Origin of the sequence: Variovorax sp. EBFNA2 (assembly GCF_033802765.1) — a bacterium.
Classification (GTDB): Bacteria; Pseudomonadota; Gammaproteobacteria; order Burkholderiales; family Burkholderiaceae_C; genus Variovorax; species Variovorax paradoxus_H.
The window spans coordinates 402,462-422,954 of sequence record NZ_CP138496.1 but is presented as its reverse complement, the minus strand read 5'-3'; the positions used below and the strand labels follow the sequence as shown (position 1 = coordinate 422,954).

The 20,493-nt window shown below is 68.0% G+C and carries 18 protein-coding genes; 11 read left to right on the top strand and 7 right to left on the bottom strand.

Annotated elements, in window-relative coordinates:
- Positions 1 to 91: 91 nt before the first annotated feature.
- The 3 genes from RZE79_RS01955 to RZE79_RS01945 all read left to right on the top strand — a co-directional run bounded on the left by RZE79_RS01955 (position 92) and on the right by RZE79_RS01945 (position 1,997).
- Positions 92 to 802 (top strand): TetR/AcrR family transcriptional regulator, encoded by a 711-nt coding sequence (locus RZE79_RS01955; protein WP_319358809.1) that lies wholly within the window; start codon positions 92 to 94, stop codon positions 800 to 802.
- A gap of 7 nt (positions 803 to 809) precedes the next feature.
- Positions 810 to 1,658 carry a hypothetical protein gene (locus RZE79_RS01950; RefSeq protein WP_319358807.1) on the top strand — a complete coding sequence of 283 codons (849 nt, stop codon included), beginning with the start codon at positions 810 to 812 and terminating at the stop codon, positions 1,656 to 1,658.
- A gap of 81 nt (positions 1,659 to 1,739) precedes the next feature.
- Complete coding sequence (locus RZE79_RS01945; RefSeq protein WP_319358805.1) at positions 1,740 to 1,997, top strand: acyl-CoA-binding protein; 258 nt, start codon at positions 1,740 to 1,742, stop codon at positions 1,995 to 1,997.
- 4 nt (positions 1,998 to 2,001) lie between these two features.
- Here the strand turns inward: RZE79_RS01945 and RZE79_RS01940 are convergent, their stop codons facing one another.
- Positions 2,002 to 3,240, bottom strand: a complete 1,239-nt coding sequence (locus tag RZE79_RS01940) for a CaiB/BaiF CoA-transferase family protein (RefSeq protein ID WP_319358803.1) — start codon at positions 3,238 to 3,240, stop codon at positions 2,002 to 2,004.
- A 303-nt stretch (positions 3,241 to 3,543) separates the two neighbouring features.
- On the opposite strand from RZE79_RS01940, the gene RZE79_RS01935 reads away from it, so the two are divergent.
- The 7 genes from RZE79_RS01935 to RZE79_RS01905 all read left to right on the top strand — a co-directional run bounded on the left by RZE79_RS01935 (position 3,544) and on the right by RZE79_RS01905 (position 11,891).
- Complete coding sequence (locus RZE79_RS01935) at positions 3,544 to 4,437, top strand: AraC family transcriptional regulator (RefSeq protein ID WP_153281074.1); 894 nt, start codon at positions 3,544 to 3,546, stop codon at positions 4,435 to 4,437.
- Positions 4,438 to 4,557: 120 nt separating this feature from the next.
- Positions 4,558 to 5,478 carry an ABC transporter substrate-binding protein gene (locus RZE79_RS01930; RefSeq protein ID WP_153281075.1) on the top strand — a complete coding sequence of 307 codons (921 nt, stop codon included), beginning with the start codon at positions 4,558 to 4,560 and terminating at the stop codon, positions 5,476 to 5,478.
- A 49-nt stretch (positions 5,479 to 5,527) separates the two neighbouring features.
- Entirely contained in the window at positions 5,528 to 7,063 is a 1,536-nt protein-coding gene (locus tag RZE79_RS01925; RefSeq protein ID WP_319361064.1) for a sugar ABC transporter ATP-binding protein, read from the top strand.
- On the top strand, positions 7,060 to 8,040 hold the full coding sequence (locus RZE79_RS01920) for an ABC transporter permease (protein ID WP_319358801.1): 981 nt from the start codon (positions 7,060 to 7,062) through the stop codon (positions 8,038 to 8,040). Before RZE79_RS01925 ends, RZE79_RS01920 begins: the two co-directional genes overlap by 4 nt.
- A gap of 165 nt (positions 8,041 to 8,205) precedes the next feature.
- Positions 8,206 to 9,339, top strand: a complete 1,134-nt coding sequence (locus tag RZE79_RS01915; RefSeq protein WP_319358800.1) for an alcohol dehydrogenase catalytic domain-containing protein — start codon at positions 8,206 to 8,208, stop codon at positions 9,337 to 9,339.
- Positions 9,336 to 10,862 (top strand): FGGY-family carbohydrate kinase, encoded by a 1,527-nt coding sequence (locus RZE79_RS01910; protein ID WP_319358798.1) that lies wholly within the window; start codon positions 9,336 to 9,338, stop codon positions 10,860 to 10,862. The genes RZE79_RS01915 and RZE79_RS01910 overlap by 4 nt, the downstream gene beginning before the upstream one ends.
- A gap of 291 nt (positions 10,863 to 11,153) precedes the next feature.
- Positions 11,154 to 11,891, top strand: a complete 738-nt coding sequence (locus tag RZE79_RS01905; RefSeq protein ID WP_319358797.1) for an SDR family oxidoreductase — start codon at positions 11,154 to 11,156, stop codon at positions 11,889 to 11,891.
- A gap of 18 nt (positions 11,892 to 11,909) precedes the next feature.
- Here RZE79_RS01905 and RZE79_RS01900 read toward each other — a convergent pair whose 3' ends face one another.
- From RZE79_RS01900 to RZE79_RS01890, 3 genes are read right to left on the bottom strand one after another with little or no spacing between them, the layout of a single operon-like run.
- Entirely contained in the window at positions 11,910 to 12,224 is a 315-nt protein-coding gene (locus tag RZE79_RS01900) for a polyhydroxyalkanoic acid system family protein (RefSeq protein WP_101493405.1), read from the bottom strand.
- The gene (locus RZE79_RS01895) at positions 12,217 to 13,356 is read right to left on the bottom strand and encodes an aminopeptidase (RefSeq protein WP_319358794.1); all 1,140 of its coding nucleotides are present in this window, start codon (positions 13,354 to 13,356) and stop codon (positions 12,217 to 12,219) included. The genes RZE79_RS01900 and RZE79_RS01895 overlap by 8 nt, the downstream gene beginning before the upstream one ends.
- The gene (locus tag RZE79_RS01890) at positions 13,356 to 15,416 is read right to left on the bottom strand and encodes a molybdopterin oxidoreductase family protein (RefSeq protein ID WP_319358793.1); all 2,061 of its coding nucleotides are present in this window, start codon (positions 15,414 to 15,416) and stop codon (positions 13,356 to 13,358) included. The genes RZE79_RS01895 and RZE79_RS01890 overlap by 1 nt, the downstream gene beginning before the upstream one ends.
- Before the next feature lie 58 nt (positions 15,417 to 15,474).
- Here RZE79_RS01890 and RZE79_RS01885 point away from each other — a divergent pair, with 58 nt between their 5' ends.
- Positions 15,475 to 16,608 carry an ABC transporter substrate-binding protein gene (locus RZE79_RS01885; RefSeq protein WP_319361063.1) on the top strand — a complete coding sequence of 378 codons (1,134 nt, stop codon included), beginning with the start codon at positions 15,475 to 15,477 and terminating at the stop codon, positions 16,606 to 16,608.
- A gap of 285 nt (positions 16,609 to 16,893) precedes the next feature.
- Here RZE79_RS01885 and RZE79_RS01880 read toward each other — a convergent pair whose 3' ends face one another.
- The 3 genes from RZE79_RS01880 to RZE79_RS01870 are packed head-to-tail and all read right to left on the bottom strand — an operon-like array spanning position 16,894 to position 20,436.
- Positions 16,894 to 17,988, bottom strand: a complete 1,095-nt coding sequence (locus RZE79_RS01880) for a M14 family metallopeptidase (RefSeq protein ID WP_319358792.1) — start codon at positions 17,986 to 17,988, stop codon at positions 16,894 to 16,896.
- A complete protein-coding gene (locus RZE79_RS01875; protein WP_319358790.1) occupies positions 17,985 to 19,187 on the bottom strand; it encodes a M20 aminoacylase family protein in 1,203 nt (400 codons plus the stop codon). Before RZE79_RS01875 ends, RZE79_RS01880 begins: the two co-directional genes overlap by 4 nt.
- A gap of 55 nt (positions 19,188 to 19,242) precedes the next feature.
- On the bottom strand, positions 19,243 to 20,436 hold the full coding sequence (locus RZE79_RS01870; protein ID WP_153281085.1) for a glycerophosphodiester phosphodiesterase: 1,194 nt from the start codon (positions 20,434 to 20,436) through the stop codon (positions 19,243 to 19,245).
- Between the last annotated feature and the right edge of the window lie 57 nt (positions 20,437 to 20,493).

The following is a 20,493-nucleotide window of genomic DNA, read 5'->3' as shown; positions in this document are numbered from 1 at the left end:
AGCGCCGCAAAACATGTCCCGCACCGTCCATGGTGCAGCGCACATGCGCTAGAGTGCCCCCAAGACCAAGAGAAACCACGGGGGCACCGACATGGCAAAGAAGGCGCCACGCCGCACTGCGCAACGCATCCTCGAAGCCGCATTGGATTTGTTCAACCGCTTCGGGGAACCGAACGTGTCGACCACGCTGGTGGCCGGCGAACTGAACATCAGCCCCGGCAATCTCTACTACCACTACCCCGCCAAGGAAGAGCTGATCAACAAGCTCTACGAAGGCTACGAAGCCGAGCTCAACGAGCTGCTGCACGCCAGCGAGGGCGTGCACGATGTGGAGGACGCCTGGTTCTTCATGCACAGCCTGTTCGAGCTGATCTGGCGTTACCGTTTTCTGTACCGCGACCTCAACGACCTGCTGAGCAAGAACCGGCACCTGGAGACCCAGTTCCAGCTCGTGCTCAAGAACAAGGCGCGCGCCATCCGCCAGCTGATCGCCGGCCTGAGCCGCGCCGGCCACCTGGACATCGACGCGCACGAGGTCGACACGCTGGCCCAGAGCATGGTCGTCGTGCTCACCTATTGGCTCAGCTACGAGTACGTGCGCAACCCGCGCCAGGCGCTGGAGCCTGCACACGCGCAGGGCGCGCTGATGCGCGGCGGCCACCACACGCTGCACCTGCTCGCGCCCTACCTCGCACGCGACCAGCGCCGCCACCTGCTGGCGCTGAGCAACGCCTACAACGGCGAGAACGCCGCCAGCAGCCCCCCCAGCCACGTGCCACCGACGGTCGATATGGCGGCCTAGAACATCCATGCCCCACTCCGATTTCAAACCGCTCTCGCTGCTGTCCGCCGGTCCTGCCGCGGCCACGGCCGCCGCCGGCACCGAACCCTGGACGCCCCTTCCCTACCCCGATGTGCCCCGCTACGACGCGCGCAGCCTGCTCGCGCACTGGCCGCGCCTGCACGCCGGCCACGCACTGCCGCCGCCCGCGGCCGACGCGCCGCTGGCCGAAGGTTGGGCGCTGTACCACAGCGGTGAGTTCGAACGCGCCGCCGCCCTCGGCCTGCGGCACGGCCCCGACGGCCTGGCGCTCGCCAACCAGGCGACCGCGATCTATGCCAACTACCTGGAGCCGCGCGAGGCCGTGCGACTCGCGCTGTTCCGCCAGGTCATCGAACGCGCCGGCGCGCAGGTCGCGGCCGAGCCCGACAACTGCCAGGCGCTCTACTGGCAGGCCTACGCGCTGGGCCGCTACAGCCAGGGCATCAGCGTGGCACGCGCCCTGGCGCAGGGACTGGGCACCAAGCTCAAGGGCGCGCTGGAGCACGTGATCGAACTGCAGCCCGAGCACGGCGACGCGCACCTCGCGCTGGCCGCCTTCCACGCCGAGGTGATCGACAAGGTCGGCGCGCTGGTCGGGCGCATGACGTATGGCGTGCGCGCCGAAACCTCGATCGAGCTGTTCGAGCGCGGGCTGGCGCTGCACCCGAATTCGGCGGCCGGGATGATGGAGTACGCGCGTGCGCTGCTGATGCTGCACGGCGAGTCGCGCACGGGCGAGGCGAACGGACTGTATGAAAAGGCCGCGGCGCTGACGCCGGCAGATGCGCGGGAGCGGCTGGATGTGGAGCTGGCGCGGGCGGGGCTGACGGACTGAAAGGCCCAAACGCCTGCAATTGGTACCACTTGGTACCAATCCATTTAAGATGCGCGTTTTCTGACCTTCTTCCCGACCGCCATGTCCGATCTCAACGCCCAATTCGAAGCCGCCCAGGCCAACTCCAAGCTGCTGGCCGAGCGCCCCGACAACCCGACGCTGCTGAAGATCTACGGCCTGTTCAAGCAGGCGACCGAAGGCGACAACGCCGCCAAGAAGCCCAGCTTCAGCGACATCGTCGCGCGCGCCAAGTGGGACGCGTGGACCGCCCAGAAGGGCGCCACCGCCGACGAGGCGAAGCAGAAGTACATCGACCTGATCGAATCCCTCCGGGCCTGACCGGCTAGCCGACGATCCCGCGCTCCTGCAGCGCGGCGATCTGCCCGGCGCTCAGGCCGATCTCTTTCAGCACCGCCTCCGTGTCCGCCCCCAGCGCCGGCGCGTTGCGCCGGTGGCCGGCCGGCGTGAGCGACAGCTTGGGCACGAAGCCGGGCACCGCGAGCGCGCTGCCGTCGGGCATTGTCACCTCCTGCAGCATGCCGCGCGCAGCGTAGTGCGGGTCGGCTGCGATGTCGGCGATGGTGTAGATGCGCCCGGCCGGCACGTGCGCCGCATCGAGCGCGGCCAGCACCTCGGTCACCGTGCGCTGCGCGGCCCAGTCGCCGATGGCGGCATCGAGCAGGTCGACCTGCGCCACGCGCCCCGTGTTGCCCGCCAGCGCCGGGTCGGCCGCGAGGTCGGGCCGGCCGATGCAGGCCATGAGCCGCTTGAAGATGCTGTCGCCGTTGCCCGCGACGATGGCGTAGCCGCCGTCCGCGCAGCGGTAGGCGTTGGTGGGCGCAATGCCCGGCAGCGCGCTGCCGGCCGCCTCGCGCACCGCACCGAAGGCGCCGTACTCGGGCAGCAGGCTTTCCATGCAGTTGAAGACCGCCTCGTACAGCGCGACGTCGACCACCTGGCCCCGGCCTTTTGGCAACTCGGCGCTGACGGTGGCATGGCGGTGCTGCATGGCCATCAGCACGCCGATCACGCCATGCAACGAGGCCAACGTGTCGCCGATCGACACGCCCACGCGCACCGGCACGCGGCCCGGCTCGCCCGTGAGGTGGCGCAACCCGCCCATGGCCTCGGCCACCACGCCGAAGCCGGGGCGGTCGCGGTAGGGGCCAGTCTGGCCGTAGCCGCTGATGCGCAGCATCACGAGCGCGGGGTTGGCGGCCAGCAGGTCGTCGGGGCCGAGGCCCCAGCCTTCCATCGCGCCGGGTCGGAAGTTCTCGACCAGCACGTCGGCCTCGGCCGCGAGCTGGCGCACGATGGCCTGCGCCTCGGGCTCGCGCAGGTCCAGCGCCAGCGAGCGCTTGTTGCGCGACTGCACCTGCCACCAGACGGAGGTGCCGTCCTTCAGCAGCCGCCAGGTGCGCAGCGGGTCGCCCGCGCCGGGCGGTTCGATCTTGACCACATCGGCGCCGAAGTCGGCCAGCGTGCGCGCCGCGAACGGGCCGGCGATCAGTTGCCCGAGTTCGACGACCTTGAGGCCGGCCAGCGGACCCGCGGCCGGAGGGGAAAGAGAGCTTTGCGTCATGGCTTCCGAGTGTGCCGTGCCGCCCCGGAGGTCGGGTCGGGCCGGGAAAACACCTATGAAATCTTGACACGACCCGGCCCTACCTTTCTGCACTGCAGCAATTGCGCTCAGCCACGCGCTTTCCCCCGAGGAGAAAGGGGTTTGCTGCAGTGCAATGAGGCATCCCGCCCCTTGTCATCGGGCAGGACTGAAGCTCAAAAAAGTATCAATTGCGAGCACCAACGCTGGTTGTTGGCGTCCTGAGCGATTCGTACAGTCCGCCTCACTCCCACCGAGCCACACCTACACAGAGACAACCCGGCCATGCAACCCGATCTGGAAATCGTCGAAGTCCACGGGGACGAATCGTTCACCGCATGGGCGCACGGCTATCCGTATCGCACGGTGCGCTGGCACTTCCACCCCGAGTACGAAATCCAGCTGATCGTCGAGACCCAGGGCGTGTATTTCGTGGGTGACCATGTCGGTCACTTCGAGCCGGGCAACCTCGTGCTGATGGGCCCCGACCTGCCGCACAACTGGATCAGCGACGTGCCCGCCGGCCAGAGCGTGGAGCGCCGCGGCATCGTGATCCAGTTCCCGGCCGCGCTGGTGCGCAACGTGGCAGGCACCTTTCCCGAGTTCCGGCACATCGAGCCGCTGCTGGCCGAATCGGCCTCCGGCCTGCTCTTTTCTGCCAAGACCGCCGCCGCCGCCAAGCCGCTCATGGAGTCGCTGCTCGAAGCCAGCGGCATGCGCCGCGTGGTGCTGCTGCTGTCGCTGTTCGAGCTGCTGGTGGCCAGCGACGACCGCCAGCGGCTGGCCAGCCCGGCATTCACGCCCGACCCCAAGGCCTTCATGTCGCACGCGATCAACAACGTGCTGGCGCACATTGCCGCCAACCTCGGCGACGAGCTGCGCGAGCCGATGCTGGCCGAGCTGGTGGGCCAGAGCCCGAGCGCGTTCTCGCGCTCGTTCCGCAAGCACACCGGGCAGTCGTTCGTGCGCTACGTGAACCGGCTGCGCATCGGCCGCGCCTGCGAGCTGCTGGCCAACAGCGACAAGCCCGTGCTCGACGTCTGCATGGACGTGGGCTTCAACAACGTGTCGAACTTCAACCGGCAGTTCCTGCTGCACAAGCGCATGCCGCCGACCAAGTTCCGCCACTTCCATCGCATGCAGCTCGCTGCATCGCGCGCCGCCAACAGCCCGCCGTAGCGCGCACCCGCCCCGTGTTCCCCGCGTCGTTCCTGGCGCGGCGCCTTCCGCGCCGCGCAGGGCGCCCCTTTGCCCGCGTTTTTGCAGACCGTCACACAACCACCTCAAGGAGACAAACCCATGAAGAGCCTTCTCAAAGCCACCGCCCTCGTCGCCGCCCTCGCCTGCGGCACCACCGCCGCACTGGCGCAGGCGCCCAAGCAGCCGCTGCGCATCGGCATGACCTTCCAGGAACTGAACAACCCCTACTTCGTGACGATGAAGCAGGCACTGGAAGAAGCCGCCGCCAGCATCGGCGCCACCGTGGTCACCACCGATGCGCGCCACGACGTGGCCAAGCAGATCGGTGACGTGGAAGACATGATCCAGAAGAAGATCGACATCCTGCTGCTGAACCCGACCGACTCGGCCGGCGTGCAGTCGGCGGTGCGCTCGGCCAAGAAGGCCGGCGTGATCGTGGTGGCGGTCGATGCGAACGCGCAGGGCCCGGTCGATTCGTTCGTGGGTTCCAAGAACCTCGACGCGGGCCGCCTGGCCTGCGAGTACCTCGCGAAGAGCATCGGCGAAAAAGGCGACGTGGCCATCCTCGACGGCATTCCGGTCGTGCCGATTTTGGAGCGCGTGAAGGGCTGCCGCGAGGCGCTGGCCAAGTACCCCGGCATCAAGGTCGTGAGCACGCAGAACGGCAAGCAGGAGCGCGCCACCGCGCTCACCGTCACCGAGAACATCCTGCAGGCCAACAAGAACCTCAAGGGCGTGTTCAGCGTGAACGACGGCGGCTCGATGGGCGCACTCGCCGCCATCGAGGCCAGCGGCAAGGACGTGAAGCTCACCAGCGTGGACGGCGCGCCCGAAGCCATCAAGGCGATGCAGAAGGCGGGCTCGAAGTTCATCGCGACCACCGCACAGTACCCGCGCGACCAGATCCGCCTGGCCATCGGCATCGCGCTGGCGAAGAAGTGGGGCGCCAACGTGCCCGCTGCCGTGCCGGTCGATGTGAAGCTCATCGACGCCGAAGGCGCCAAGACCTTCAGCTGGTAAGCCGCCGGACGCGCCGCCCGTGACCACCACGAACGAACCACCCCGGGAGATGCTGCGGCTCGAGGGCGTGTCCAAGCGCTTCCCGGGCGTGAAGGCCCTGTCGAACATCGACCTCTCGGTGCGCCAGGGCGAGGTGCACGCGCTGCTCGGCGAGAACGGCGCGGGCAAGTCGACGCTGATGAAGATCCTCGGCGGCATCCACCAGGCCGACGAGGGCCGCATCGTCATCGACGGCACCGAGTGCCGGTTCGCGGGCTACGGCGACGCCATCGCGGCCGGCATCGGCATCATCTTCCAGGAGTTCAGCCTGGTGCCGTACCTGAACGCGGTGGAGAACATCTTTCTCGGCCGCTACCGCACGAACCGCCTCGGCCTGATGGACAAGGCCGCCATGACGCGCGAGGCCCGCGCGCTGTTCGACGAGCTGGGCGTGCAGGTCGACCTCGATGTGCCCATCTGCCAGCTCTCGGTGGCGCAGCAGCAGTTCGTCGAGATCGGCAAGGCGCTGTCGCTCCACGCGCGGCTGCTGGTGCTCGACGAACCCACCGCCACGCTCACGCCCAACGAGGCGGAGCACCTGTTCAAGGTCATGCGCGCGCTGCGCGCCAAGGGCGTGGCAATGATCTTCATCTCGCACCACCTCGACGAGATCTTCGAGGTATGCGATCGCATCAGCGTGCTGCGCGACGGTGCCAACGCCGGACATGCCGACATGGCCGCCACGACCGTCGACGCGCTGGTCGAGATGATGGTGGGCCGGCGCATCGAACAGAGCTTTCCACCCAAGCCGCAGCCTTCGCCGCACGCACGCAAGGTGCTCGAGGTGCCCGAGATCCAGCTCGTGAAAGACGGCCCGGTGAACCGCTTCGACCTGCACGCAGGCGAGATCCTCGGCTTCGCGGGGCTGGTGGGTTCGGGGCGCACCGAACTCGCGCTGGGCATGATGGGCGCCGACCGCACGCACCGCAAGACAGTGCTGCGCAACGGCCAGCCCGTGCGCCTGAACGACCCGACCCAGGCGCTCGCGCACGGCATCGGCCTGCTGCCCGAAAGCCGCAAGGTCGAAGGGCTGATCACCGACTTCACGATCCGCTTCAACATCTCGCTGAACAACCTCGGGCGGCACCGCCGCGCGGGCGTGGTCGACACGGCATCGGAGAAACGCTCGGCCGACGCGCTCTCGCGCCGCGTGGGCGTGAAGGCGCCGGGCATCGACACCCGCGTGGCCACGCTGTCGGGCGGCAACCAGCAGAAGGTGGTGATCGCGCGCTGGCTCGGCCACGACTGCGACGTGCTGATCTTCGACGAGCCCACGCGCGGAATCGACGTGGGCGCCAAGGCCGAGATCTACCAGCTGATGCGCGAACTCACGCGCCAGGGCAAATCCATTTTGATGATCTCGAGCGAGCTGCCCGAGATCGTCGGCCTGTGCGACCGCGTGGCGGTGTTCTCGGGCGGCGCCATCGTGGCCACGCTCACGGGCGACGCGATCAACGCGGGCGAAATCATGCGCCACGCGACGTCTTCCTCCCCCGCCCTTCCCTCCGTTCCCGCTCTTCCCTCTTCCTCCGGGAGCCCCTCATGACTGCCACCGCCACCCATCCCACACCGCCGGCACCTGCGGGCGGGTTCTTCACGCAGCTGCGCCGCTCCACGGCCTTCCTGCCGCTGGTCGGGCTCATCGCCATCTCGGTCTTCATGATCGTGGCGACCGACAACTTTCTTTCGGCGAGCAACCTGCAGAACATCGCGCTGCAGTCGTCGATCAACGCGATCATCGCGGTGGGCATGACGGCCGCGATCCTCACGGGCGGCATCGACCTGTCGGTGGGCGCGGTGGTGGCGTTGTCGGGCACGCTGGCCTCGGGACTGATGGTGCACTTCGGACTGCCGCCGGTGCTCGCCGTGCCGCTCGGGCTCGGCGTGGGCGCGGTGATCGGCCTGTTCAACGGCTACTGCGTGGCCTATCTGCGCATGCCGCCGATCATCGTGACGCTCGCCACCATGGGCATCGCGCGCGGCATCGCGTTGATCTACACCGGCGGCTACCCGATCGACGGGCTGCCCGAGTCGTTCGCCTTCCTCGGCAGCGGCACGCTCGCGGGCCTGAAGGTGCCGATCCTCATCATGCTGGCGACCTACCTCGTGGCCTACGTTCTGCTCAACATGGCGCCCTTCGGCCGCTATGTGTATGCCATCGGCGGCAACGAGGAAGCCACGCGGCTCTCGGGCGTGCGCGTGTCGCGCTACAAGCTGCTGGTGTATGTGCTCAGCGGCCTCACGGCTGCTGTCGCGGGCATCGTGCAGGCCGCGCGCGTCACCAGCGGCCAGCCCGGCGTGGGCGTGGGCTTCGAGCTCGACGCCATCGCGGCAGTGGTGATGGGCGGCACGTCCATCGCCGGTGGCCGCGGCGCCATCGTCGGCACGCTGGTCGGTGCGCTGTTGCTGGCGGTGCTGAACAACGGTCTCAACATGATCGGCGTGTCGCCGTACCTGCAACTGATCATCAAGGGCGGCATCGTCCTGCTCGCCATCTTCATCAGCCGGGAAGCCAAACGCTGACGCCTTCCTGTCTTGCTCCTTCCCCTCCCGGGGGAAGGCTGGGATGGGGGCAGGCAGAGCGTGCCCAGTGGTGACGCCGCTTGCCCCCACCCCGGCCCTCCCCCAGAGGGGGAGGGAGAAAAACCGAAACCCAACCCCAACGACCTCTCTGAACACAAGGAACCCATGTCTTATCAAAAGCTCCAGCCAGGCACATCGGGCCTCGCCGCCATGCAAGCCGTCGTCTGCCACGGCCCCAAGGACTACCGGCTCGAAACCGTCGCGATGCCCGCGATCGGCCCGAACGAACTGCTCATTTCCATCGCGGCCTGCGGCATCTGCGCCTCCGACTGCAAGTGCCACTCGGGCGCGAAGATGTTCTGGGGCGGCGACGGCCAGCCTTCGTGGGTCAAGCCGCCGGTCATTCCGGGCCATGAGTTCTTCGGCTATGTCGAAGCACTCGGCGAAGGCGCGGCCGAGCACTTCGGCGTGGAGAAGGGCGACCGCGTGATCGCCGAGCAGATCGTGCCCTGCGGCAAGTGCCGCTTCTGCAGCACCGGCAAATACTGGATGTGCGAAGTGCACAACATCTTCGGCTTCCAGCGCGTCGTGGCCGATGGCGGCATGGCCGACTACATGCGGCTGCCATCCACATCGCGCGTGCACAAGATCCCCGACGGCATCACGCTCGAAGACGCGGCCATCATCGAACCGCTGTCGTGCGCGATCCACACCGTGAACCGCGGCGAAATCCAGCTCGACGACGTGGTGGTGATTGCCGGCGCCGGCCCGCTCGGATTGATGATGACGCAGGTGGCGGCACTCAAGACACCGAAGAAGCTGATCGTGATCGACCTTGTGCCCGAGCGCCTGGCACTCGCGAAGCAGTACGGCGCCGATGTCGTCATCAACCCGAAGACCGAGAACGCCGACGCCATCGTCAAGGGCCTGACCGAAGGCTACGGCTGCGACGTGTACATCGAAACCACCGGCGCGCCCATCGGCGTGACGCAGGGCCTGGAGATGATCCGCCGGCTCGGCCGCTTCGTCGAGTTCAGCGTGTTCGGTTCGGAGACCAGCGCCGACTGGTCGATCATCGGCGACCGCAAGGAGCTCGACGTGCGCGGTGCGCACCTGGGGCCCTACTGCTATCCGATCGCCATCGACCTGCTGGCGCGCGGCCTCGTCACATCGAAGGGCATCGTGACGCACGACTTCCCGCTGACCGAGTGGGAGCGCGCCTTCGCACTCGCCAACTCGCTCGATTCGATCAAGGTGCTGCTCAAACCCGAGCCCCGCGCCCTCGGCGCCGCGTCATGAAATACGTCATCGGCGTCGACATCGGGACGCAGAGCACCAAGTGCCTGTTGGTCGGCATCGACGGCAAGGTTCACGCGCAGGCCAGCGTGGCCTACCAGCCCGAAACGCCGAAGCCGCTGTGGGCGCAGCAGGACTGCGAGGTCTGGTTCGACGCCGTGTGCGAGAGCGTGCGCGCCTGCGTGACGCAAAGCGGCGTCGCAGCCGCAGACATCGCCGCGATGTGCGTGAGCAGCCTCTACGGCGGCGCGGGCATCCCGGTCGACGACGCCATGCAGCCTCTGCACCCCTGCCTGATCTGGATGGACCGTCGCGCCACCGCCGAGGTCGATGCGGTGAACGCGACGGTCGACGTGGCGCGGCTGCAGGCCATCACGGGCAATGGCGTCGACAGCTACTACGGCTTCACCAAGATGCTGTGGCTGCGCGAGCACCGGCCCGAGGTGTGGGCGAAGACGCACCACTTCCTGCCGCCCAACAGCTACGTCAACTGGCGGCTGACCGGCGCGCTCGCGGTCGATCACAGCTCGGCCGGCAACATCGGCGGCGTGTACGACGCGGCGCGGCGGCGCTGGTCGACGCAAGCGCTCGACATGCTCGGCATCCCGGCGCGCATGATGCCGCCGCGGCTCGTCGAATCGAGCGAGGTCGTGGGCACATTGACTGCAGAGTGGGCCGCGCAGTTGGGCCTGCGCGAAGGCATGCCGCTGATGGCCGGCGGCGTCGATGCGGCGGTGGCCACCTTCTGCGCGGGCGTCACCGGCAGCGGCGACCATGTCGCGATGATCGGCACCAGCATGTGCTGGGGCTTCGTGAGCCCGACGGTGGACGCGCGCCACCAGCTCATCACCATGCCGCATGTCTACCGCGGCGCCGACCGCAGCTACGTGTTCGGCGGCGCGATCACGGCCGGCGCGGCCGTCACCTGGTTTCGCGAGGCCTTCTGCCAGACAGAGATGGCCGAAGCCGCACGCACCGGTGAAGACGCGCACGCCCTCATCGAACGCCGCGCGGTCGACGTGCCGCCCGGCGCCGACGGCCTCGTCTTCCTGCCCTACCTCATGGGCGAGCGCAGTCCGATCTGGGACGCGCAGGCCAAGGGCGCCTTCATCGGCCTCTCGCTCGCCCACAGCCGCGCGCACCTGTACCGCGCCGTGCTCGAAGGCGTGAGCTTTGCGCTGCAGCACAACATCGAAGCCGGCCGGCGCAGCGGCCAACCGCTGGACGACCGCCTCATCGTCGTCGGCGGCGCCGCGCATTCGGACCTGTGGATGCAGATCGTGGCGGACGTCACCGGCTACCGCGTGTTCACGATCGAGCAAGAGGTCGAGGCCGCCCTCGGTGCGGCGATGCTCGCGGCGCTCGGTGCCGGGCTCGTCGATGCGGCCACCGCTGAGCGAGGCTGGGTCACGCTCGTGGAACGCGCGCGGCCCGAGCCTGCGGCGCAGGCGGTGTACCAGGAACGCTTCGAGATCTACACGTCGCTGTACCCGGCGTTGCGTGATGCGATGCATCGGCTGGGATGACGCATACGCTGTCCAGGGCGACGCTCCCGCCGACGGGGCACCTTGCTCCGCGAATGTCCCCCCGGCTTCGCCCTCCTCCTTGATTTCGCTGCGCAAGGCACCCCATCGACGTGAGCTTGGGCAGCGCAGTCGTTGATCGAACAGCACGGCGACCGCGCTCGGTGTGCGCAGGGCACTGGGTGCTTCCCGCAGCGAAATCAAGGAGGAGCGAAGCGGGGGACATTCGCGGAGGGAAGTACCCGGTGGCCTGTGCACACGCCCTGAACCCACAACACCCATAGAGCAACCGACATGACACCCACCTTCGACTTCTCAGGCAAGCGCGCCCTCGTGACTGGCGCCAGCAGCGGCATCGGCCGCGCAGTCGCAGCACAGCTCGCCCACTCAGGCGCCACAGTCACGGCCGTGGGCCGCAATGCAGACGCGCTGGAAGCGTTGCACGCCGAGTCCGGCTGCCAGCCCTTGGCACTCGACGTGGCCGACGTGTCCGCGTTGGAAAAGGCACTCGCCCCATTGCCCGCCTTCGACCTCATCGTGAACTGCGCCGGCACCACACGCATCGAGCGGGCCACCGATCTGCAGGCCGAGAGCTTCGACGCCGTGATGGCCGTCAACGCACGCGCCGCGGCGATCGTGGCCGCGCGTTGCGGCCGGGCCATGATCGCTGCCGGCGTGCGCGGAAGCATCGTCAATGTGTCGAGCCAGGCGTCGCTGGTCGCGCTCGATGCGCACCTTTGCTACAGCGCCTCGAAGGCGGCAATGGACGCCATCACGCGCGCACTGTGCCTGGAGTTCGGACCGCACGGCATCCGCGTGAACAGCGTGAACCCGACCGTCACGCTCACGCCGATGGCCGAGCAGGCGTGGTCCGACCCGGCCAAGAGCGCGTCGGTGCTCCAGAACATTCCGTTGAGGCGCTTCGCGCAGGTCGCGGAAGTGGTCGCGCCGATCCTGTTCCTGCTGTCGGACGGCGCGTCGATGGTCAGCGGCGTGGCGCTGCCGATCGACGGCGGCTACACCATCGCCTGAAGAAAAAACCCGAGCAGGTCAGGCGAAGCGGCTGCCGCCCTGCGGCGCTTCGAGCAGCGCGTCGAGGTTGCGCGCGATCTTCTGCTCGATCTGGTCGCTGAAGCTGCTGAACAGGAAACCCAGCGTCGCCTCGAGCCGGAAGGTATCGGCCGTGACCTCCACCGTGCCGTCGATGCCCGCGCGACTGAACTGGGCCACATCGCAGTCGGTGCCCTCGGTGTAGGTGCACTCGAGACCGTAGTCCTGCTCGACCTGATGCACCCATTGGCGCGCGACTTCGCGGGCGCCGGCAATGCCCAGCGTGTGGTTGCGTTCGATTTGGATGTCAGGCACCGTGGTCTCCGTTGTCGTCGTGTGTGCGGCCTTGGCGCGCGTGGGTGTGCAGGATACCCGTGGCGGCCTGCAACGCAGTGCGGCGCTCTTCCGTGGTGGGCAGCGCGGCGATGCGCCGCACCGCAGTGTAAAAGCGCGGCCAGTCGCGGCCCTCGCGTTCGAACAGGGCTTCGAAGCTCGGCACCAGGTCGTCGTACGCGCCCTGCGCACCGAAGGCCGCATTGTTGGCGCGTGCCACCCAGCCGTCGTAGGCGTTCTGGCGCGGGCCGGTCCAGCCCGTCTTCAGCGCGGCATAGCGCTCGCGGAAGTCGGCCATGGCGGCCTGCTTCTGCGCTTCGACCTTCGTCCAGTCTTTGGCCTTGGCTTCGGGCGATTCGTACACCTGCGTGAGCGCGCGGCGCGTGTTGAGCGCGAGCGCGCGAAAGTCCTGCCGCTGCGCATTGAACTGCGCGTACTCGGCGCGCGCCGCCTCGCCGGCTTCGCGCTGCAGCCACATCGCGCCGCCGATGCGCTCGACGGCCGTGGCGTACGACTCGTTGAACACCGTGTCGCCCGACACATAGAGCACCTGGTGCGCCAGCTCGTGGAACACGAGGCGCGCCAGCTCGCCCTCGGGGTAGCCGATGAAGGTCGACAACAGCGGATCGCCGCCGGCCCAGTTCATCCAGCCCAACGTGGAGTAGGCCGGCACGGGGTACACGGCCACTTCGAGGCCGTTGGTTTTCTGCGCCTCGGCCTCGGTCTTGGCAGCGGCTTCGTCGTAATAGCCGCGATAACCGACGCAGCCCGCGACCGGAAAGCACCAGCTCTTCAGCGTGAGCGAGTACGGCGGCGCGGCCACCACGTTCCACACGGCGGCGGGGCGGTGCAGGTCGGCGTACGAGGTGTAGCTGGCGTTGTCGGGCAGGCCGAGTTCGCTCGACGCGAAGCGGCGGATGCGCTGCGCGAGTTCGAGCTTGGCCTTGAGCGGCGCCCCCACGGCGGGGTCGGCCAGCCACTCGGGCACGGGCTTGGCGGCGCGCAGGATGTCGAGGTGGCCGTTGGCCGATTGCCAGTAGTAGCCGAGGTCGGCGCAGCCGGAAAGAAAGAACGCGCCGGCCAATGCCAGCGCGGGCGCACGCAGCCGCAGCATCACGCCTTTTCGACCTGCACCAGGCAGTCGTAGAAGGTCGGGCCGCGGCCGATGTCGGTCAGGCGCTGGCTGGTCAGCTCGTTGATGTTGGTGCCGTCCATGCCGAGCTTGCGCCACCAGATGCCCATGCCATGCACCACGCCGCGGCGCGCGCGGCGCGACACCTCGGCGCGGCAACGGTGCTCACCGCGCTGGTTGAACACGCGCACCGTGGCGCCGTCCTCGATGCCGCGCGCGGCGGCATCGTCGGCGTGGATCTCCAGCAGCGGCTCGACCTCGATGGCGCGCAGGCTGATCACGTTGACGAAGGTCGAGTTGAGGAAATTGCGCGCCGGCGGCGAGATCATCGCCAGCGGGAATTCGGTCGAGCTGCCGGCCGGCTCCCAGTTGGGCACGTGGTCGGGCAGGCCGTCGATGCCCATGGCCTGCAGGCGCTCGCTGAAGAACTCGCAGCGGCCCGAAGGTGTGGGAAATTTGCCTTCGGCGAACGGCGCCTCGGCCAGCTTCAGGCTGGTGAAGCCCTGCGCGCGCAGCTGGTCGAAATCGATCGTGTTCTCGGCGAAGGCGGTGCGGCACAGCGACTCGTCGCTCTCGGCAAAGCAGGGCTCGTCGAAGCCCATGCGGCGCGCCAGCTCGCGGAACACCCAGGCGTTGCTGCGGGCCTCGCCGCGCGGCGCGACGGCCGGCTGGTTCAGCAGCACGTCGGTATGGCCGTAGCTGCAGTGGATGTCCCAGTGCTCGAGCTGCGTGGTGGCGGGCAGCAGGTAGTCGGCGTAGTCGGCGGTGTCGGTGCGGAACTGCTCGAGCACCACGGTGAACAGGTCTTCGCGCGCGAAGCCCGCCACCACCTTGGCCGACTCGGGCGCCACCGCCACGGGGTTGCTGTTGTAGACCACGAGGGCCTTCACGGGCTTCGCGGTGTCGAGCAGCGCATCGCCGATGGTGCTCATGTTGATGGTGCGCGGCTTGCGCCCGGCCAGCAGGTCGGGGCGCTGCAGCGCGGCGCGGTCGACGGGGTAATGGCCCGAGCTGCTGAGCAGCAGGCCGCCCGCGCGGTCGCGCCACGCACCGACCAGCGACGGCAGGCAGGCGATGGCGCGTGCCGCGTTGCCGCCGCCGCGCACGCGCTGCATGCCGTAGTTCAGGCGGATCGCGGCCGGCTTCGTCGTGCCGTAGGCCTGGGCCAGCGCGACGATCTGCGCTTCGGGAATGCCGCAGACTTCGGCCGCACGCGATGGCGGCCACTGCAGCGCGCGCTCGCGCAGCTGCTCCCAGCCGAGCGTGTGGTTCGCGATGTACTCGTGGTCGAGCCAGTCGTGCACGATGAGTTCGTGCATGAGCGCCAAGGCCAGCGCGGCGTCGGTGCCGGGCAGCAGCGCGATGTGCTCGTCGCACTTGTCGGCGGTTTCGGTCTTGCGCGGGTCGATGCACACCAGCCGCGCGCCGGCGCGCTTGGCCGCCTGGGCGTGGCGCCAGAAATGCAGGTTGCTGGCGATGGAGTTGCTGCCCCAGATCAGGATGAGCTTGGCCTCGGCAAAGAACTCGATGCGCATGCCGACCTTGGCGCCCAGCGTGTAGACCATCGCTTCGCCGCCCGCCATCGAGCAGATGGTGCGATCCAGCAGCGAGGCACCGAGCTTGTGGAAGAAGCGCCGGTCCATCGACTCGCCCTGCACGAGGCCCATGGTGCCCGCATAGCTGTAAGGGAGAATTGCTTCCGGTTCGGCTTGCAAACCCCGAAGATGCGCGGCGATGTCGTCCAATGCGGCGTCCCACGAGACCGGCTCGAAATGGCCGCTGCCCTTGGGACCCACGCGTTTGAGGGGCTGCACCAGCCGCTCGGCATGGTCATTGCGTTCGATGTAGCGGGACACCTTGGTGCACAGCACGCCCCCGGTGTGCGAGTGGGCGGGGTTGCCCTGCAGCTTCACCGCCACGCCGTCCTTGACGGTGGTGACAAGCGCGCAGGTGTCGGGACAATCGTGCGGGCAGGCGCCGAGCACCGTGGAGGGTGCAGAGGCGTCGGGCGTGTCGAGGAGGGAATCCGTTGCGTGGGCCATCGGACAAGTCTAAATTGAGTATCAACACACAGGGCAGAGGGAGGATTTCACCATGACGATGCATCTGAATCGCAGGCATTTTTCGATCGCCACGGCGGCCGCCGCCACCTTGGGCGGCTTCGGCATCGCCCGGGCGCAGAGCGAAACGCCGCTGGTGCTGGGCCAGTCGGCGCCGTTCACCGGGCCGGCCGCGCAGCTGGGCATCCAGTTCCACCAGGGCGCCAAGCTCTTCCTGGAGCAGTACAACGCGCAGCCGGGCCAGCGCGACGTGGTCATCAAGAACCTCGACGACGGCTACGAGCCCGACCGCTGCGCGGCCAACACGCAAAAACTGATCAGTGAAGACGTGTTCGCGCTGTTCGGCTACATCGGCACGCCGACCAGCCTGGCCGCGCTGCCGCTGGCGGTGAAGGACAAGGTGCCGTTCATCGCACCGTTCACGGGCGCGATGTCGCTGCGCGAACCTTTTCACCGCAACGTGTTCCATCTGCGCGCTTCGTACAACGACGAGACGGCATTGATGGTGAAACAGCTCACGCACCTGGGCATGAAGAAGATCGCGGTCTTCTATCAGAACGACGCCTACGGCAAGGCCGGGCTCGACGGCGTGACGCTGGCCCTGGCCCAGCAGCAGCTCAAGCCCGTGGCGCTGGCCACGGTGGAGCGCAACTCGGCTGACGTGGCCGCGGCCGTGAAGACGATCGTGGCAAGCCAGCCGGCGGCGGTGGTCCAAGTCGGCGCCTACAAGGCCTGCGCGGCGTTCATCCGCGAGGCGCGCAAGGCGGGTTACGGCGGCGTGTTCTTCAATCTCTCGTTCGTGGGCACGCAGGCGTTGGCGGACGAGCTGGGCAAGGAGGCGGCGGGCGTGATGGTCACGCAGGTGGTGCCGTCGCCCTACAACCAGGCCAATGCGCTGGCCCGCGAGTTCACCGAGGCGGTGCGCAAGGCGGGCGGGGGCGCGAGCGCCAATTTCTCGAGCATGGAAGGCTACCTGGCCGCCAAAGTGCTGACCGAAGGCCTGCGCCGCGCACCGGGCGGCAAGGGCACGCGCGACGGGCTGATCACGGGGCTGGAAAGCATCGAGCGTCAGCAGTTCGGCGGCTTCGAGGTGTCGTTCTCGCCGAAGAGCCACGTGGCGTCGCGGTTTGTCGAGCTGTCGATGCTGACTGCGGATGGGCGGGTGCGGACTTAATTTTTTCGCGCTCTTGTTCAGGGCGCGTGCCCAGGCCACCGGGTACTTCCCTCCGCGAATGTCCCCCGCTTCGCTCCTCCTTGATTTCGCTGCGGGAAGCACCCAGTGTCCTGCGCCCGCTGAGCGCGGTCGTTGGGCTATTCGATCAACGACCGCACTGCCCAACGCTCACGTCGATGGGGTGCCTTGCGCAGCGAAATTAAGGGGGAGCCCGAAGGGCGGAGGACATTCGCGGAGCAAGGTGCCCCGTCGGCGTGAGCGCTCTAGGGCGCCCACGCCGGCAGTTCAACTGCTGAGCCCGTCCACCGCCTGGAACATCGCCTGTCGCGCCTGGCTCACGATCTGGCCGCGCCAGCCGTCGCTGTCCGTGTAGAACGCCTCCACCATGCGTGCGCGGATGCCGTCGGCCAGGTCGGCCGGTGCGTCGGGGTGCTTGTGCAGCCAGTGGTCGGCGCGCAGCGCGCCGGTCACTTCGAGGATCGGCAGCGTGCCGTATTCGAGCGCGATGCCGGTGTACTCGGCCTGCGGGCACTCTTCGTAGACGGCGTCCCACATCAGCCCGCGCAGCAGCGCCGAGGTCGAGGAACCGTCGTAGATCGAGGTGACGGGCGCGGCGGGCGTGCCCCACCACGCATTGGCGCGGGCGTAGGCGACCTTGTCGTCGCGGCAGGCAAAGATGCGCTCGCCCAGGCCGTTGGGGCCGAGGCCCGTGTGCAGGTCGATCCAGGCGATGCGTTTGGCGTTGCCTGCATGGCGACGCAGCACGCTGCGGATGGTCTTGTTGCTCCAGGTGGGCGCCTTGCCGCCGAAGAACAGGCCATCGTCGAACTGGTACTGGCCGCTGGTCACCGCCGCCTGGTAGGCCGTGGCGCCGTGCTTCTCGATCCACTTGTCGATGGCGGCCTGGTTCTCCGGCGTCGGCGGCCAGGTGTCGGGCAGCAGCATCGGATGCAGCTTGGCGTAGGGTTCGTTCACCGGCACGGGTTGCGAGAAGTCGAGGAAGTTGCGGTTCAGGTCGACGTTCTCGTGCGTCACGCGGCGGCCGTACGAAAAGCCGTGCGGGTTCAGCGCATGCACGTACAGCACCGCCACGCCCTGCGCCTTGGCCTTTTCGCGCCATTCGGCATCGTGCAGCGCGAACACCTGTACGCCGCTGCCGCAATGGCCTTCGACGCCATGGCAAGCGCTGGTGACGACGAGCAGCCGCTCGGCGTTGGCATCGCCGTCGAGCGCCACGTCCATCGACAGCTCTTCGCCGTCGCGGCCCTTGAGCGGATGCGCGTGCGGCTCGACCGTGAGGCCGGCGCTGACGCAGCCCTGCAGGAACTTCTGGCGCGCGGGGGCGTAGCGCGGCGAAAAGGCCTCGCCGATGCCGATCATGGGGCCGTGCCGCCGGGCTTGAGGAACTGCTCGGCGATCTGCACCCAGCAGGTGGCGCCCAGCGGAATGAGGTCGTCGTTGAAGTCGTAGCTGGCGTTGTGCAGCGTGCACGGGCCTTCGCCGTGGTGCACGTCGCGGTGCGCGCCGTCGCCGTTGCCGATGAAGGCGTAGGCGCCGGGCTTGGCCTGCAGCATGAAGGCGAAGTCTTCCGAGGTCATGGCGGCCTCCTGCTTGAGCACGTTCTCGGGGCCGACGATCTCGCCCATGACACGGCGCGCGAAGTTGGCCTCGGCCTCGGTGTTGATGGTCGGCGGGTAGTAGCGCTCGAAGCGGAACTCGCAGGTGGCGTCGTGCGCGGCGCAGATGTGCTCGCTGATCTGCTGCATCTTGGCCTCGATCATGTCGAGCACCTCGAGCGAGAAGGTGCGCACGGTGCCCGACAGCTCGCAGTTGTCGGGGATCACGTTGTTGGTTTCGCCGGCGTGGATGGTGGTGACCGAAATCACCGCCGAATCGGTCGGCTTCATCTTGCGCGTGAGGATGGTCTGGAAGGCCTGCACGATCTCGCAGGCGATCGGCACCGGATCGATGCCGGTCTGCGGCAGCGCCGCGTGGCCGCCCTTGCCGACCACGTTGACGTGGAACTTGTTGCCCGACGCCATCACCGGGCCGGGGCTCACGGCGAACTGGCCGGCCTTCATGCCGGGCCAGTTGTGCATGCCGAACACGGCGTCCATGGGGAACTGCTCGAACAGGCCCTCCTTGATCATCTCGCGCGCGCCGCCGCCGCCCTCTTCCGCCGGCTGGAAGATCAGGTAGACGGTGCCGTCGAAGTTGCGGTGCTTGGCCAGGTGCTGCGCGGCTGCGAGCAGCATCGCCGTGTGGCCGTCGTGGCCGCAGGCGTGCATCTTGCCGTGGTGCTGGCTCGCGTGAGCGAAGGTGTTGAGCTCGGTGACGGGCAGCGCGTCCATGTCGGCGCGCAGGCCGACGGCGCGGGTGCTGGTGCCGTTCTTGACGATGCCGACCACGCCCGTGGTGCCCAGGCCGCGGTGGATGGGAATGCCCCATTCGGTGAGCTTGCCTGCCACCACGTCGGCGGTGCGGACTTCTTCGAAACAGAGTTCAGGGTGGGCATGAAGGTCACGCCGGACGGCCGCGATGCCGGCCGCCTGCGTGACGAGCGAGTCGATGAGTTTCATAGGACACAGTCTAGGCTTTGCGATCAGCGCCGCAAAGACCGTGCCGGGCAAACCCTCAGCGGCCGAGGCTCTTCAGATACTCGGTGCGCGCGGCCAGCGCGGTGTCGGTGAAGTCGGTAAAAACGCCATCGACGCCGAGCTTGTAATAAATCGCGTACTCGTTCTTGCCGTCCTTGTTGTAGTCGGCGGCCAGGCGACGCGACTCGTTGCGGAAGGTGAAGGGGTGCACGAACAGGCCGGCCTTGTGGGCGTCGGCGATCAGCGTGGTGGGCGAGACCGAGGTGGCGTCGGCGTCGTTGATCTTGCCGTCCTTGTTCACATCGAGCGGCTTGCCGTCGGCGCCGACGCTGCCCTTGATGCTCACGATGTAGCGCTTCCAGGGGCCGATGCCGTCGGCGTAGGTCTTGATTTCGGCCAGCCCGGCGGGCGTGACCATGACGTCGAAATTGCGCTTGTCGCCGGCCTTGGTCCACTCGTAGGGGCGGTCGACGGGCACGGCGTAGGTCATGGCGCCGGTCTTCATGTCGATGCCGTCGCCGTCGATCAGCTGGATGAGCCGGGTGTTCAGGCCCTTGGCCTTCATGTACTTGAGGCTGCCGGGCTCGAACGACTGCACGTAGATGGGCGCGGTCTTGCTGTTCCAGCCGGCGGCGTTGATGGCGGCGATGACCTTGTCTTCCATGGGCATGCCCAGGTCGCGGAAGTAGGTCGGGTTCTTGGTCTCCGGGTAGATCGCGATGGTGCGGCCGGTTTCCTTCGACTTGGCCTTGGCGAAATCGATGATCTCCTGGAAGGTCGGGATCTTGAACTTGCCGTTGAATTCCTGCGGGCGCTCGGGGTCGGTCGAGATGCCGCCCAGGGTCTTGATCTCGGCCAGCGTGAAGTCGTTGCTGAACCAGCCGGTCTGGGTTTCGCCGTCGACCTGGATGGTCTTCTTGCGCGAGGCAAAGCGCGCGTGCCTGGCCACGTCGGTGCTGATGGCCAGGTTGGGGTCGTGGCGGGCGATGAGCACGCCGTCCTTGGTGGAGACCAGGTCCATCTCGATGACGTCGGCGCCCAGCTCGATGGCGCGCGCGTACGACTCCAGCGTCTGTTCCGGCAGGTAGCCCGAGGCGCCGCGGTGGGCGATGACCAGCGGCGGGTTGCCGTCCAGCGTGAGCAGCTTGTGCGCCGACGGGCCGGTGGTGCCGCAGGCGGCCAGGCTCAGGACGGCCGCGGCGGTCAGGGTGATCTGCAGGGACATGCGCATGTTGTCTTCTCCATCCAAACAAAGAAAAAAGAAGAAGCAGGCTACCCGCTGCGCGTG

Coding starts and splice junctions, on each gene's coding strand:
- RZE79_RS01890 (WP_319358793.1), bottom strand. CDS start 15,416: ATGGCCCACGCAACGGATTCCCTCCTCGACACGCCCGACGCCTCTGCA.
- RZE79_RS01955 (WP_319358809.1), top strand. CDS start 92: ATGGCAAAGAAGGCGCCACGCCGCACTGCGCAACGCATCCTCGAAGCC.
- RZE79_RS01885 (WP_319361063.1), top strand. CDS start 15,475: ATGCATCTGAATCGCAGGCATTTTTCGATCGCCACGGCGGCCGCCGCC.
- RZE79_RS01875 (WP_319358790.1), bottom strand. CDS start 19,187: ATGAAACTCATCGACTCGCTCGTCACGCAGGCGGCCGGCATCGCGGCC.
- RZE79_RS01920 (WP_319358801.1), top strand. CDS start 7,060: ATGACTGCCACCGCCACCCATCCCACACCGCCGGCACCTGCGGGCGGG.
- RZE79_RS01870 (WP_153281085.1), bottom strand. CDS start 20,436: ATGCGCATGTCCCTGCAGATCACCCTGACCGCCGCGGCCGTCCTGAGC.
- RZE79_RS01910 (WP_319358798.1), top strand. CDS start 9,336: ATGAAATACGTCATCGGCGTCGACATCGGGACGCAGAGCACCAAGTGC.
- RZE79_RS01925 (WP_319361064.1), top strand. CDS start 5,528: ATGCTGCGGCTCGAGGGCGTGTCCAAGCGCTTCCCGGGCGTGAAGGCC.
- RZE79_RS01950 (WP_319358807.1), top strand. CDS start 810: ATGCCCCACTCCGATTTCAAACCGCTCTCGCTGCTGTCCGCCGGTCCT.
- RZE79_RS01905 (WP_319358797.1), top strand. CDS start 11,154: ATGACACCCACCTTCGACTTCTCAGGCAAGCGCGCCCTCGTGACTGGC.
- RZE79_RS01945 (WP_319358805.1), top strand. CDS start 1,740: ATGTCCGATCTCAACGCCCAATTCGAAGCCGCCCAGGCCAACTCCAAG.
- RZE79_RS01880 (WP_319358792.1), bottom strand. CDS start 17,988: ATGATCGGCATCGGCGAGGCCTTTTCGCCGCGCTACGCCCCCGCGCGC.
- RZE79_RS01930 (WP_153281075.1), top strand. CDS start 4,558: ATGAAGAGCCTTCTCAAAGCCACCGCCCTCGTCGCCGCCCTCGCCTGC.
- RZE79_RS01935 (WP_153281074.1), top strand. CDS start 3,544: ATGCAACCCGATCTGGAAATCGTCGAAGTCCACGGGGACGAATCGTTC.
- RZE79_RS01895 (WP_319358794.1), bottom strand. CDS start 13,356: ATGCTGCGGCTGCGTGCGCCCGCGCTGGCATTGGCCGGCGCGTTCTTT.
- RZE79_RS01915 (WP_319358800.1), top strand. CDS start 8,206: ATGTCTTATCAAAAGCTCCAGCCAGGCACATCGGGCCTCGCCGCCATG.
- RZE79_RS01940 (WP_319358803.1), bottom strand. CDS start 3,240: ATGACGCAAAGCTCTCTTTCCCCTCCGGCCGCGGGTCCGCTGGCCGGC.